General features: G+C 54.8%; 11 protein-coding genes and 1 tRNA gene. 5 read left to right on the top strand and 7 right to left on the bottom strand.

The window, feature by feature from the left end:
- Positions 1–2: 2 nt before the first annotated feature.
- Positions 3–845, top strand: a complete 843-nt coding sequence (locus HH216_RS00975) for a UbiA prenyltransferase family protein (RefSeq protein WP_169549091.1) — start codon at positions 3–5, stop codon at positions 843–845.
- A gap of 12 nt (positions 846–857) precedes the next feature.
- Here HH216_RS00975 and HH216_RS00970 read toward each other — a convergent pair whose 3' ends face one another.
- Both HH216_RS00970 and HH216_RS00965 read right to left on the bottom strand, forming a co-directional pair.
- Positions 858–1,802 carry an alpha/beta fold hydrolase gene (locus HH216_RS00970; protein WP_169549090.1) on the bottom strand — a complete coding sequence of 315 codons (945 nt, stop codon included), beginning with the start codon at positions 1,800–1,802 and terminating at the stop codon, positions 858–860.
- Between the two features lie 56 nt (positions 1,803–1,858).
- Positions 1,859–2,395: a PAS domain-containing protein gene (locus HH216_RS00965; RefSeq protein ID WP_169549089.1), complete on the bottom strand. Its 537-nt coding sequence runs from the start codon at positions 2,393–2,395 to the stop codon at positions 1,859–1,861.
- Positions 2,396–2,633: 238 nt separating this feature from the next.
- Between HH216_RS00965 and HH216_RS00960 the strand changes: the two genes are divergently transcribed.
- The 4 genes from HH216_RS00960 to HH216_RS00945 all read left to right on the top strand — a co-directional run bounded on the left by HH216_RS00960 (position 2,634) and on the right by HH216_RS00945 (position 3,876).
- Positions 2,634–2,710, top strand: a tRNA-Asp gene (locus tag HH216_RS00960).
- A 75-nt stretch (positions 2,711–2,785) separates the two neighbouring features.
- Positions 2,786–3,043, top strand: a complete 258-nt coding sequence (locus HH216_RS00955) for a hypothetical protein (protein WP_169549088.1) — start codon at positions 2,786–2,788, stop codon at positions 3,041–3,043.
- A 107-nt stretch (positions 3,044–3,150) separates the two neighbouring features.
- On the top strand, positions 3,151–3,495 hold the full coding sequence (locus HH216_RS00950) for a PIN domain-containing protein (RefSeq protein WP_169549087.1): 345 nt from the start codon (positions 3,151–3,153) through the stop codon (positions 3,493–3,495).
- Between the two features lie 51 nt (positions 3,496–3,546).
- A complete protein-coding gene (locus tag HH216_RS00945) occupies positions 3,547–3,876 on the top strand; it encodes an ASCH domain-containing protein (RefSeq protein ID WP_169549086.1) in 330 nt (109 codons plus the stop codon).
- 80 nt (positions 3,877–3,956) lie between these two features.
- On the opposite strand, the gene HH216_RS00940 is transcribed toward HH216_RS00945, so the two are convergent.
- The 5 genes from HH216_RS00940 to HH216_RS00920 all read right to left on the bottom strand — a co-directional run bounded on the left by HH216_RS00940 (position 3,957) and on the right by HH216_RS00920 (position 13,729).
- Complete coding sequence (locus HH216_RS00940; protein ID WP_169549085.1) at positions 3,957–6,266, bottom strand: GH92 family glycosyl hydrolase; 2,310 nt, start codon at positions 6,264–6,266, stop codon at positions 3,957–3,959.
- A 9-nt stretch (positions 6,267–6,275) separates the two neighbouring features.
- Positions 6,276–8,126, bottom strand: a complete 1,851-nt coding sequence (locus tag HH216_RS00935) for a sialidase/neuraminidase family protein (RefSeq protein WP_169549084.1) — start codon at positions 8,124–8,126, stop codon at positions 6,276–6,278.
- Positions 8,127–8,240: 114 nt separating this feature from the next.
- On the bottom strand, positions 8,241–10,052 hold the full coding sequence (gene uvrC / locus HH216_RS00930) for an excinuclease ABC subunit UvrC (RefSeq protein WP_169549083.1): 1,812 nt from the start codon (positions 10,050–10,052) through the stop codon (positions 8,241–8,243).
- A gap of 63 nt (positions 10,053–10,115) precedes the next feature.
- Positions 10,116–11,234: a glycerate kinase gene (locus tag HH216_RS00925; protein WP_169549082.1), complete on the bottom strand. Its 1,119-nt coding sequence runs from the start codon at positions 11,232–11,234 to the stop codon at positions 10,116–10,118.
- Positions 11,235–11,380: 146 nt separating this feature from the next.
- Entirely contained in the window at positions 11,381–13,729 is a 2,349-nt protein-coding gene (locus HH216_RS00920) for a penicillin-binding protein 1A (RefSeq protein WP_169549081.1), read from the bottom strand.
- Positions 13,730–13,816: the final 87 nt, after the last annotated feature.

Raw genomic sequence — 13,816 nt, 5'->3', positions numbered from 1 at the left:
CTTTGTTTACCCTACTTCGCAACGCGTATTATTTGAGTGTACCGGTTGTATTGGGCGCGGTGCTCTCCAACCGGCTGGCGGCCCGCCTGTCCGACGTCGAGCCCGTTCACTGGGCAACGCCGGTTGTGCTGGCTCTGGTTGTTTTTATGATCTACACCGCAGACCGGCTGTTCGATATTCGAAAGCTGGGCCGCACCACCCCGCTTGCCGAACTGACAGCCCGTCACCGTTTTCATCGACTCAACGAAACCCCGCTCTGGTGGGCGATAATCGTTGCCGGACTGATCGCGCTGGTGCTGGTTTTCTTCCTGCCGTGGTCCGTTGTTGAATTCGGGTTGATATTGGGTGCTGTCTGCGCTGCTTACGTGGGTATCGTATTTTCACTCCCCAAACGGCATCCGTCGCTGTTACTGAAAGAACCACTGGTAGCCGTGTTGTATGCTGCCGGAGTGTGGGGCAGCGTGTGGGTGCAGCGGCCGTCGATTACGGGTACCGATATTACCGAAGGGCTGATGTTTACGGCGATTGCGTTTCAGAACCTGCTGCTGTTTGCGGTTATGGAAGAACTGGAACACGCCAAACAGGCTGATTTCTCGCTGGCCACTCACTGGGGGATTGCTACGAGCAACACCATACTGACCGTGATTACGGTAGTAGTCGTTGGTGCGGCACTGACGCTCTGTTTCGTCGTCGATGACCGATTTGCCCAACGGTCGGCGCTGATCATGGGGCTGATGAGCCTGTCGTTGTACGGTATTCAGCGATTCCCGAATCGGTTTGTCAAGAACGAACGATACCGCTGGCTTGGCGATGCCGTGTTCTGGTTTCCGGCACTGGTGCTGTGATCGGTACGCAGCCTAGCGCTGCACCAGTCCCCCCGCTTTCCCGTCTGGCCTGACTTGCAGGTGCGTTAGAATATCCAGCAGAATTTCGGCTATATATTCCCGCTTGTTCATAACAATGTCGTGTCGGCTTTCGGGCAGCAGGAATTGCTTGATGGGCGCATTGACCAGATGTTTCTTGGCGAATGAGACGTTGGTGGGGTACACCAGTTCATCGCGCTGGCCATGCAGCATCGTAATTTTGGCCCGGATGCGGGGCCAGTCGGGCAGGATAGCCCGTAGCGCCTGGTAGTGCGCCATTTTCTCGTCGTTTGCTAGCCGAAGCAGCGGTGGAATTCCCCAGTGCAGCAGCGGCCGATCGACCAGATAACTGATCGGGTACGTTCGTTCCAGTCCGGGGCCCAGCGCCGATGAAACAAAGACAACGTGATCGACCTGATCAGGGTTGTTCATAGCCAGCCGCGCTGATACCGATCCGCCGTACGACGAACCAACGATAATCAGGTGCGAGGCTTTTTTGTACCGATCGATCAGCGGTTGTAAAAACTGAGCCTGCTTGATAACCGACGTTTCAACCCGGCCAAAGTCTGAATAGCCGTAGCCCGGCCGATCGACAGCCACGAGCTGCGCCCGGTCGAGCAGGGTTGTGTCTTTGAAAAAGCCGTTGAAGAACGAGAGCGAACTCGGCGCGCCATGAATAAACAGCACGACGGGCAGCGCTTTGCCACCTATCGATCGGGCCGGGGTTTCCATGAACCGAATCGATCGGTCGGGTTCCGGGCCGGGTACATCGACCCGATAATGATGAATTGTTGGCCGAACTGACTGACCAGCAAATTCGTCGGCTAACTCCTGATCGGTTTGTCTAAAATCGAGGAGCCAGGCTACGATAACGGATCCAATTGCCAATACTAATGTACCCGCCAGAAGCCAGCCCAGCAGGCGGAAAAACCGGTTCATATGAATGGTGGATAAAGGGCAACAATAGGAGGGTAACGTCCGACGCAATCGGAAGGTTACGCTATTTCTTTCTCGACAGCCAGAAAGTGGGTCAATTCTCCCTGACCGTCGTAGAGCGGATTAATTTCAATCTGACACATGTAGGTGTCTCCGTTCTTACGGTAATTGAGCAACTCGGCTTTTACGGGTTTTCTGCGGTGAAGCGATTCGCGAATTTGCTGCACCACTGCCGGATTCGTGGCCGGGCCATGCAGCATTTTGGGCGTTTTGCCAACAACTTCACTGTTACTGTACCCTGTCATCGACAGAAAGCTGTTACTCGTCCAGATGATTGATCTGGCCGCATCGGTCAATACAAGTGTAAAGCCGGTTTTTAGTTTCTGCGCATACTGCTGCTGCTGCCGCCGACTTAACTGCCAGTCGAAGATGTTGCCGAGCCGCTGAAACAGCGTTTCTTCTGACCGGCGGGCACGATCCTGTGCGTGCATCAGCAAAAATATTTCGTAGCTAAGAGCCGGATAAGGGCGATTTCCTTCCGGACGTGGCCGTTGGGTTTGTTGCTCGGTAGTTGAATTGGTATCGGCAGGTATCATGATCTTGGCAGATTCGGTTGTACAAGGTAGTAGATTCATAATACAAACGCGTTGTGTAGCCGTTGCGATAAAACAAGTAAAAAAAAATTCTCCGGAAAAGCCGCTGATTACCAGCTTGTGACCCGCCAACGGAGCGAGTAAATTAACTTTTTTTAGCAACACCCCTTGTGCTGCATTACGAATACCACTACTTTTGTGCCACGATAAAGGGAAATAAACAGCCCCAAATCGAAAAAATGGTTCGGTAGTTCAGTTGGTTAGAATACCTGCCTGTCACGCAGGGGGTCGCGGGTTCGAGTCCCGTCCGGACCGCCAACAAGATCAGAATAGTCTCATGAGCATAGCTTGTGAGACTATTCTGGTTTTAGTACGTTTTAACCGTCCGAGACTATGAGTGCTGTATCAACCGACGGATCGGCAAGAGTCGGCTCAACGCCCCCGCTCAATCCTGCTCAGATCGAACTCCTCAAACTGTTTGAACGTCCCTTGACGGCGCAGCAGTTACAGGATATAAATCAGCTTATCAGCCAATATCTAGCTGAGCATACAAATAAACTGGGAACGCATATCTGGCAGGAAAAACAACTGACTGCCAAAGACATGGATGCTCTACTGACTCAGCATATTCGTACGCCTTACAAGAAGTGATGACGTACATTACACTGGATACAAACATATTACTAGCCATTGTTCTGCCGCCATCACCTTACCATTGGGTTTATCAGGCACTATGAGATCAACAATACGGTCTGGTTGTGTCGACCGATATTCTGGAAGAGTACGAAGAGAAGTTGACGGAATTTTACGGGGCTACGTTTGCCAATGCTGTGTTGACAGAGCTGCTGAAACTTGCTGCTATTCAACGAGTTTCGCCGACCTTTTTCTGGCGCATGATCCACAAAGATCATGACGATGATAAATTCATCGATGCCTATGTTGCTGCGAACGCAGTTTATTTAGTCAGTGAGGACAGCCATTACCAAGGCATCTTTACTGTTGACTTTCCACTTGTTCAGTGGATGCGGTTTGTCAATTTTACGAACTGGCTGCGCGGAAAACCGGCTCTGTTACAGAGGAAGAAGCAGAAGCAAAATCAGTGAGTTGAAGCAAACACATAGTAACATCAGTAGCGTTTCTCCATCTTCAAATACATGCCATCTATAAATACCGAGCAACGCGTTTTATCGATTGTTATTAAGAAAGAATGGTTCGATCAGATTGCAGATGGGACGAAGAATGAAGAGTATCGCGATTTTACACCCCACTGGCAAAGCCGGTTGCTGAACTCCGACGATGAGTACCGTGAGTTTGATGTCGTTGAGTTTATCAATGGCTACAACAAAAATGCACCCCGGTTAGTGGTTGAATGGAAAGGGACGGAAGTTGTTATGTTTGACGATGCGACCGACAACTCAGATAATCCGGACGATTACCAGTTTGTCATTAGCCTGGGTAAAGTGCTGAAACGGACTAATTGCTAAATACGATACACGCATCGTATTTCTCGCAAACGACACAGCCCCGACTTTTGAATAAGTCGGGGCTGTGTCGTTTATGCTTTCTAATAAACCGATCTCGGGCGGTCGGTGGGGGCGGTGCCCCAGGTAGTGCTGGGTTTGTCGCTCATGTCGATTACCAGCGTGCCACCGTTGAGTAAGTCCTGATGGTGGATGTACGAGCGGGCGTACGGCTTACCGTTCAGCGTCATTGCCTTGATATACCGGTTTTTCGTGCTGTTGTTCCGTACGTTGATCGAAAACGACTTATTGCCGGGCAGGCTCAGCGTGACGGCGTCGAAGAGGGGGCTGCCAAATACGTAAGCCCCGTTGGCCGGGTTGACCGGGTAAAAGCCCATTGCAGACAGTACGTACCAGGCCGACATCTGACCAACGTCTTCGTTGCCACACAGCCCGTCGGGGCGGGCTGAATAAAGCGAGTCCATGATGTAGCGGACTTTGTCGGCGGTTTTCCAGGGCTGTCCGGCGTAGGCGTAGAGGTAAGTGATGTGGTGGCTGGGTTCGTTGCCGTGGGCGTACTGCCCGATCAGGCCCGTGATGTCGTTGGATGCTTCGGCGCCCATGTCGCTCTTCACAACAAATAGCGAATCCAGTTTTTTCGTGAACGCCTGTTCGCCACCCATGAGTGCCATCAATCCTTCGACGTCCTGCGGCACCAGCCAGGTATATTGCCAGGCGTTACCTTCAGCGAAGTCGTCTTTCATATGGCGCGACACCACCGGGCTGAATGGTGTTCGCCAGGCTGTTTCCGATACTCTGCCACGCATAAACTTAGTCGCTGGGTCGAAGTAGTGCTGGTAGGCTTTGGCGCGTTTGCTGAAGTAAGCGTAGTCGTCGGTTTTGCCCAGTTTCTTGGCCACCTGTGCGACGGCCCAGTCGTCGATGGCGTATTCAAGCCCTTGCGCTACGCTCTCAACCATACTGTCGGCCGGGATAAACTGTAAGTTTCTGGCCCACTTCAAGCCTCGGGGGTCGCGCATGGCACTGGCTTTCATGGCTGTGTAGGCCCGGTTGGCGTCGATACCCGGAATGCGTTTCAAAATGGCGTCAGAAATAATCGGTAGTGAACTGTTACCGGGCATAGTGTTGGTTTCGTTTCCCATTAACGGCCAGATCGGCAGACTTCCCTGCTGTTCACCGATCGCAAGCATCGAATTGACCATATCGCCGACGCGCTGGGGCTGTACCAACGTGTAGAGCGGATTGGCGGCCCGGTAGGTATCCCAGAGCGAAAAAGTCGTCAGATTGGTGAACGGTGCTTTGGAGTACACTTTTTTGTCGGTGCCCCGGTAGTCGCCGTTGTGGTCGTTGAAGATAGACGGGGCAATCATGGTATGGTACAGGGCCGTGTAGAACGTAGTCAACCGGCTCCGGTCTGCTGACTTGACCTGCACCTTGCCCAACTCCCGGTTCCAGACGGCATCTGCATCGGCCCGCACCTGATTGAAATTCCAACCCGGTATTTCCGCCCGAATGTTGGCCAGTGCGTTGTCGGCGCTGACGGGCGAGATGCCTACTTTCAGCTGGACCGTTTCCCCCGCTTTCGTGGCAAAGCTCAGTACACCCTTCGTTTTGGCGCTGGTCAGGCTCTGGCCGGTGGCGGCTGTCTGATCGTCGTATAGCGCGAAGCTGGCGACGGGGCGGGACAAAACGATAGCGAAAAACAACCGTTGATCGGCGGCCCAGCCCTTCGAAAAGCGGTAACCGACGAGTGTGCTGTCGTTCAGTTTTTCCAGCTTTGTTTCGGTCGATTTATCCCAGCCGATACCCTGCTCCAGATCAATCAGTATGTGTGCGTCGCTGGTTTTGGGAAATGTGTAGCGGTGCATGCCAACGCGTTCCGTCGCCGTGAGTTCGGCACCGACGTTATAGCGGGGTAATTTGACGGCGTAATAGCCGGGACGCGCGGTTTCGTCGCTATGGACGAAGTGGGACGCGTAGCCGCTCTGGCTGTCGCGCGGTTTTCCTTTGGTCAGATGAACCGGGCCCGTGGTGGGCATAATCAATACATCGCCGAGGTCGCCAATGCCCGTGCCGCTGAGGTGCGTGTGCGAAAAGCCAATCAGTAGCGAGTCGGTGTTGTGGTAGCCGGAACACCAGTCCCAACCGTCGGCCAGCCCCATCGGACCCAGCAACGTAGGGCCAAGCTGCACCGCTCCAAACGGTACGTTCGCACCCAGAAACACGTGACCGTGAAAACCCGTGCCAATAAATGGGTCGACATACTGCGTGACGCCGGGGGCGGGTGTGCCGGATTGTTTCGGTTTCGCCGACGACTGGGCGAACGCGCCGGGGGATGCGATAAGCCCGATTGCAACTGCTGTGAGCAGCGATAGGCGTTGAATGAACTTCATGAATATGGGTTATTTACCGGAAAGCCGGACGTCGTCGATGTAGAAAAGGGTGGGTGTTGTCTGTTCGTCGCAGCCGGGCAGGGGCGGATCGTTGGTTTCGTTCTGGGTCTGTCGGTTGGGCAGATTCCGGTACGGCCCGGTACGTAGCGACAGCCGTTCAACCGATTCAACCGCTTCGGCCAGGCGGGCGTTGGTCAGTACGGGTTTGTCGTTGACGCGCAGGCTGTAATTTCCCATCGCCGACGCACTGACCGTGAGTTGCAGCGTGTACCACTGGCCCGGTTGCATCGACTGAACGACTTTTTCTGTGCCGCCATCTACGGCTACCAATTGATTTTTGGCGGTATACCGAAGCCGGACAGGCCGATTGCCGTAGCGATCCGTCAGGTCGATGTCGAGGTCACCGGTATTTTTAGGGTCGGCGTACAGGCGCAACTGTATGGTAGCCGTACGGCTTTCTTTGAACACCCGAATCGCACGGGCGTAGTCGTAGGGGTCGGTGTCGCGCAGTTCCAGGCACAGGCCCGACGCGCCGGGCGTCTGCACCAGTGTAACCGGTGCCCACTTTGGTGCGTAGATATTCCAGTCGGTAACCGTACCCCCCGGTGCCAGCTTATCAAACGTTTCGGCGACGGGGCCGGTCACGGCGTAACGGATGGGGGTTGGAATACGGGAAACCCAGATGTCTTCCTTATTGACGCTGTACGTCATCCACATATCCGAGCCGGGCGGATTGCCGTTTCCTTCCTCAATACCGCGCATGTAGCAGGGGCCAAAATCTTTCCAGCGGCCCGTAAATCGTCGGGGCGGAACTTCGCCACTGACAAGCAACAGGTTATCGAACACGATGCCGTCGTCGCCCGAAATGATAGCGAGTGGGTAGCGGTACTGCGTCGTTTCGATGGGGTTGTACGAGATGGCGTAACGGCCGTCGTCGGTGCGCTGCCCCCACACCTTGCCGCCCGACATGAGCAGGGTAGGCACTTTGACGGGTGCGGAAAAGGTGGTGCCCCCGTCGGCCGATAGTCCCGTCAGCGACTTTTTCCAGAGCGCTACAACCTGCCCGTCTTTGCGATGGTAGTAGGAGAGTGCCTGCCCTGCTTTGTTGTCGCCGTAGAATCCGTCTTTGCCGTTGTCCTCATCCCACCACTGAAACGTCATCAGCTTGTCGGCCAAGAGCGCATCGCAGGCGTTAACGAACCCGGCGTCGGGCGATTTTTTGTAGAATGGATAGCTGGTGTTAGTCTCGTTCCAGTTGTTGTAGCTGCTGTATCGGATGAAATAGATCGGGCCAAACGTGCCGTCTTTGTGAATCTCCCGCACCACGCGGCCGATGCCGCCTTTCCCGAATGGGTCATCGGTATGCCCATAAAAGGCTACGGTCAAAAGGCGGCCGTCGGGAGCGGTGTAAAAGCCCATGCGCTGATGCATCATGTAGCCGTGGTAGCCTTCCGGAATCATGACGCCCTCGGGGGCTTTGTAGGGCGGGAAAACTACCTGCGGTTTGTCCCAGGTGCGGCCATCCGTTGAGGTTACGAGTAGGGTTTGCCCCGGTGCCACGTGTTCGTCGGCGGGGTTGCTCAGGTACTGCTGATAAAACCGGCCGTTCCAGTATCCCAGGTTCGACGCGTGGTTATACGTCCAGCCATAGCCATCGGCCTGTTCGGGGTGCGTGCGGTTGGCACGCATTGTCTGCCGGTTTTCGACGCCGATAGCGTAGCGGAGACGCCCTTCGTGCATTGTCGGATCAACCGTAACGCCACCGACATAGCGCACCGGCTCGGCCGCACTACCGGTTTGGGCCTGCACCATCGGAGTAATACTCAGACTGAGCAGGGTTAGAGAAAAAAGAGTTTTCATTATTCGGGAGGTATTCGCCCGCAAAATACGACTTGAATGCGTAGCCTGCGAATATGTAACCTACACCGGCCCACCGGTGTATCCCGGACCAGGAGGCCCAGAATACAGTAACCCCTACTTGCTCTCAATCGTATCGAAATACACCTTCAGCTTGTTGGCGCGGTCTTTTCCGACAACCTCAATTACTTCATCGAGCGACGCTTCGCGGATTTTGCTGACGCCTTTGAAATGCTTCAGCAGTTTGGCCGCCGTTTTCTTGCCGATACCTTCCACGTTTTCCAGTTCGCTGATAAGGCTATTGCGGCTGCGCTTGTCGCGGTGGTAGGTGATGGCGAATCGGTGGGCTTCGTCGCGGATGCGCTGGATGAGTTTGAGCGATTCCGACTTTTTATCGATGTATAACGGGAGGTTGTCTTCGGGGAAATAAATTTCTTCCAGCCGTTTGGCAATACCGATGATTGGCACCTTTCCGTACAGGTTCATCGCCTTGAGTGCGTCACAGGCGGCACTAAGCTGGCCTTTGCCGCCGTCGATCACGATCAGATCGGGCATGTCGGTCTGCTCTTCGAGCACACGGGTATACCGCCGGGTCACGACCTCGTACATACTGGCGAAGTCGTTGGGGCCAACGACCGTTTTGATCGAAAAGTGGCGGTACTCCTTGTTGGCTGGTTTGCCGCCGAGGAAACAAACCATCGCCGAGACGGGGTTGGTGCCCTGAATGTTAGAGTTATCGAAACACTCGATGCGGTTGGGAATGGTCTTGAGCTGCAAGTCCTGCTTGAGCCGGATCAGTACGCGATCTTTCTTGCTGGCGTTGGCGGTGGCTTCGGCGGCAGCACGCTCCTGCCGTTCGCGCCGGAAATACAGCACGTTCTTAAGCGACATATCCAGCAGTTTCTTCTTGTCGCCGATCTGCGGAATCGTTACTTCCAGCTGCAAATCGACGTCGGGCTGGATGTTGGTGATGATTTCCTTCGCCTGACTGCCGTACTGTCCGCGAAACTCGACGATCAGCATTGCGAGCAGATCAGCGTCGGTCTCTTCCAGTTTTTTCTTGATCTCAACGGTATGGGCCTGCACGATGGTACCGTTGACGACTTTCATAAAGTTGACGTAAGCCGCTGTCTCATCGGAGGCAATCGAAAACACGTCGGCGTCGGCGATTTTCGGGTTTACGACCGTCGACTTGCTCTGGAAGCGTTGCAGCACGTCCATCTTTTCCTTTTGCTTCTGTGCCTGTTCAAAGGCCAGGCCATTGGCTGCTTCCAGCATCCGGCTCTTAAAATACTCCTGCGCCGGTTTCAGATTACCCTTCAGAATATGGTGCACCTGCTCGATGTCGCTGTCATAATCGCTCTCCGACTGCTTTCCTTCACAGGGCCCCTTGCAGTTGCCGATGTGGTATTCCAGACAAACTTTAAACTTGCCCGCTTCGATGTTTTCGGGCGTCAGGTTGTAGTTGCAGGTACGAATCGTAAATAGCTGGCTGAACATATCCAGCACCGTGTACATCGGCTTCAGATTAGCAAACGGGCCGTAGAACGTGCCCTGCTTGCGGTCGATGCGCCGGGTCGTGATGACGCGCGGAAACGGTTCGTCGGTGACGCAGACGAAGGGGTAGGTTTTGTCGTCGCGCAGCAGAATATTGAATTTCGGCTGGTAGCGTTTGATGAGCTGGTTTTCGAGCAGCAGGGCGTCGAATTCCGTGTGCACGATGGTGAATTCGAGCTTCCGAATCTGGCTGACCAGCCGCAGCGTTTTGCGGTCGTGCTGCTTGGAGTTGGTGAAATAGCTGCTGACCCGGTTTTTCAGGTCCTTGGCTTTCCCGACGTAGATAACCTCGCCTGTCGCGTCGAAATAGCGGTAAACCCCCGGTTCGTGCGGGACTTTTGTTAGTTCTTTCTTGTAGTCGAATTCGGGCATGGCAACGTGAGCCAGAAGCGTAGGTTGGTGTCATAACTAGCCATTACCCGCAGCGGGAAATAGCTACTTAGAAAACAACCGGCAGACGTTAAAGGTTGCCGTGCGCAGGTCGTCGTAGGCAGTTTGCAGCGCTACATCGATAGACTGCGGCTGAGTCTGAATGGAAAAGGCGGCCCGCAAACCAAGGTCGTCGATAGCCTCCGGCGACAGATCGACCGAGCCGCATATCGCCACAACCGGCACATCGCCCGCCCGGCTCGTCAGGCCATGGAGTAGTTTACCCTGCGCCGTCTGACTGTCGAGTTTTCCCTCACCGGTCAGAATCAGGTCGGTGCCGATCAGGTGCTGATCGAACCCGATCGTATCGAGTACCAGCTCACTGCCGGGGCGCAAACCGGCTTGCAGAAAAAACAGGCAGCCAGCCCCCAGCCCTCCGGCTGCTCCGGCACCGGGTACGTTGCCCAGCTCGTACCCAAACTGCTCACGAATCACCTGCGCGAACTGCTGTAGTCCGGCGTCCAGCTGCTCAACCTGCGCTGGCGTAGCCCCTTTCTGCGGGCCATACACGTAAGCGGCTCCTTCCGGACCGTACAACGGATTCAGTACGTCGCAGGCAACCGAAAACCAGACATCGTCGACCGGTGAGTTGGTAGGGGGAACAAGCCGGGCCAGCCGGTTCAGACTTCCACCGACGGGCGGCAATTCGGCATCATATTCATCGAGCAGTTGCCAGCCCAGCGCAGCCGCCATGCCAACGCCTGCGTCGGTGGTGGCACTGCCGCCAATGCCCAGTACAATGTGTTTGACCCCGGTTTCCATAGCCCGGCTGATGAGCTGTCCGGTACCGTAGGTGCTTGTGTTGAGTGGGTTTCGTTCGTCGGGTGCCAGTAGAATCAGCCCCGAGGCACTTGCCATGTCGATGAAGGCCGTCTTGCCATCACCGGCCAGCCCAAAGCCCGCTTCGATGGTGCGTCCCAGTGGATCCTGCACGTCAACGGCATGCCAACTGCCGCCCGTTGCGCGGGTCAGCACGCAGGCGGTTCCCTCGCCACCGTCGGCGAGTGGGAGTCGAATCAGTTCGGCATCGGGCAAGGCAAGCCGTACGCCTTCGGCCATCGCTCTGGCTGCTTTTCGGGCCGACAATGATCCCCGAAATTTATCAGGAGCCAGTATTATTCGCATATAGTGAGTGGTGGATAGGGGGACAAAAGTACAGTTGCCCTCCGATTTATTCACAACTCGTCATATAAAAGAAATATGAAGTTAAGTAACTGATAGTCAGTATCCTGTTACTTAGTATATCTACAGACTTAGCGGACTGATTCCGGCTACTGTAGAATTTCCTCTTCATCTTCGACAACCACTTTGGGTGGAATGTACCGGCTTGCCGAGTCTATATGGTAACCGCCACAGTCGATCTGGAAATTGTTGGGCTTCCGAAACGGTACTGGTTTGTAGCGGGTTAAGGTCGGGTCTTTGTAAACTTTCTGCATGTACAGCGCCCAGGTCGGCATGGCCAGTCGCCCGCCCTGCCCCAACTCAATAGTGCGGAAGTGGATCGAACGATCGTCGCCACCCACCCACGTACCCGACACCAGCCGTTGCGTCATGCCCATAAACCAGGCGTCGGAATAGTTAGAGGTCGTCCCGGTTTTGGCCGCAATCTGATTGCCGCCTTCCATCAGTTTGTACTGCCCCGCTAACCGCGCGGCCGTACCACCCGTTTCAACGGCACCCTGCATCAGGTGCAGCATCTCGTAGGCCCGGTTGGCACTGATAACCTGATTGGCGTCGGCAGTGAAGGTTTTCAACACATTACCATTCTTGTCGGTGATTCGGCTGATAATCATGGGCCGTACACGCAACCCACCATTGGCGAAGGTACAGTACGCAGCTACCATGTCGTAGACCGAAACATCGCCTGTACCTAGGCAAAGCGTAGGGTTGTCGGGCAGGTTTTTGCTGGAAATACCGAGGTCATGCGCGTACTTGATAACGGCTTCGGCGCGTGTTTTTTTGATAAGCTGTGCACTGACTGTGTTGACCGACTGACCCAGGGCTTCGCGCAGGCTCAGGTCGCGGTAGCTATACTTGTTATTCGAGTTTTTCGGGGTCCAGGCGGGGCCTCCGTTGTTATCTTCACCGTGGGCGAAGGTCGTTGGGCGGTCAACGATGTGCGTACAGGGTGTTACAAACCCCTGATCGATGGCGGTCAGATACACAAACGGCTTGAACGTCGACCCCGGCTGACGGCGGCTTTGCCGGACGTGGTCGAACTTCATGTGCCGGAAGTTGATACCACCCACCCATGCTTTTACGTGCCCCGTTTCGGGGTCCATCGACATAAAACCGGTGTTGAGCAACCGTTTGTAGTACCGCAGTGAGTCGAGGGTGCTCATCGTAGTATCTTTCTCGTTGCGTCGACCACCGTAGACGAATACCTTCATTTTATGCGGCTTACGCATCTCAGCCCAGACCGCCTTCTCATCGTCGTCCAGGTCAGCTTTCAGTTGTTTGTACCGGGTCAGCAACTTTGCTTTTCCTTCGATGAAGCCGGGTATTTCCTGATATTTCTTGGTCTTTGGGTTTTTTACCACCCACGGGTTCCGACCGCGCCAGTGCTCGTAGAACTTACGCTGCTGATCGCGCATGTTGGTCATCACCGCTTCCTCCGCGTAGGTCTGCATCCGCGAGTCGATGGTCGTGTAAATACGCAGCCCACTGGTGTAGAGGTCGAGTTCGGCACCGGGGTTCTCCTCGTTGTATTCGTTGATCCACCGCTTGATGTCGTCGCGAATGACCGAGCGGAAATAAGCCGCCATACCGGTGTTCTGATTCTCGACGCTGAAATCGAGTTTGAGCGGTTTCTTCTGGTACAGCGCTTCCTGATCGAGCGTTAGAAAGCCGTACCGCTGCATCTGACTCAATACCACGTTTCGGCGCTGAATAGCTCGGTCTTCGAAAATACGCGGATCGTAGCGCGACGGGTTTTGCAGCATCCCGACCAGCAGGGCCGCTTCCTCGACGTTCAGGTTCCACGGTTCCTTGTCGAAATACGTCTTGGCCGCCGTCTTGATACCGTAGGTGTTGTTGCCAAACGACACCGTGTTCAGGTACATCATCATGATCTCCTGCTTGGTGTAGTTGCGCTCCAGCCGCACCGACAGAATCCACTCCTTCGTCTTTTCAATGACAGTTTTCAGCACGGGCACGTTACCGAGAACCCCGCGCAGTTTTTCGCCCCGCGTATCAAACAGGTTCTTGGCTACCTGCTGCGTCAGCGTACTACCGCCCCCCGAACTGCTATTGCCCGTTGCCAGTCCTTTGATAACCCGGAAAAATGAGCGTGGGTCGATGCCGGAGTGCTTCACAAAGCGGGCATCTTCGGTTGCCAGCAGGGCCGACGTGACGTTGGGCGACACCTGCGTAATCTCGATGGGTGTGCGGTTTTCGGTGTAGTACTTACCCAGCAGCTGATTATCGGCAGTGTATACTTCCGAGGCAACTTCGCTCTGCGGATTCTCAAGCGCTTTCAGACTGGGCATACCGCCGAACAGCCACAAAAAATTGAAGCTGACGGCCAGAATATACAGCACCAGCAACCCCACACCAAGCAGCGCAAACTGCCATAGCTTCGTAATCAGGTTCCGGTACCGACCGGGTGCAAAATCAAACATCGTATGGGTAGATGGTTTGGGGTATTCGGTATACAGTTTTCGGTTTATGGTGGTTTACCAGTAGGCAACCTTAGACCTTAAACGTTG

It is taken from the genome of Spirosoma rhododendri, from assembly GCF_012849055.1.
GTDB lineage: Bacteria > Bacteroidota > Bacteroidia > Cytophagales > Spirosomataceae > Spirosoma > Spirosoma rhododendri.
Note: the sequence above shows the minus strand (reverse complement) of the source record. Positions and strands in the feature narration are given on the sequence as shown.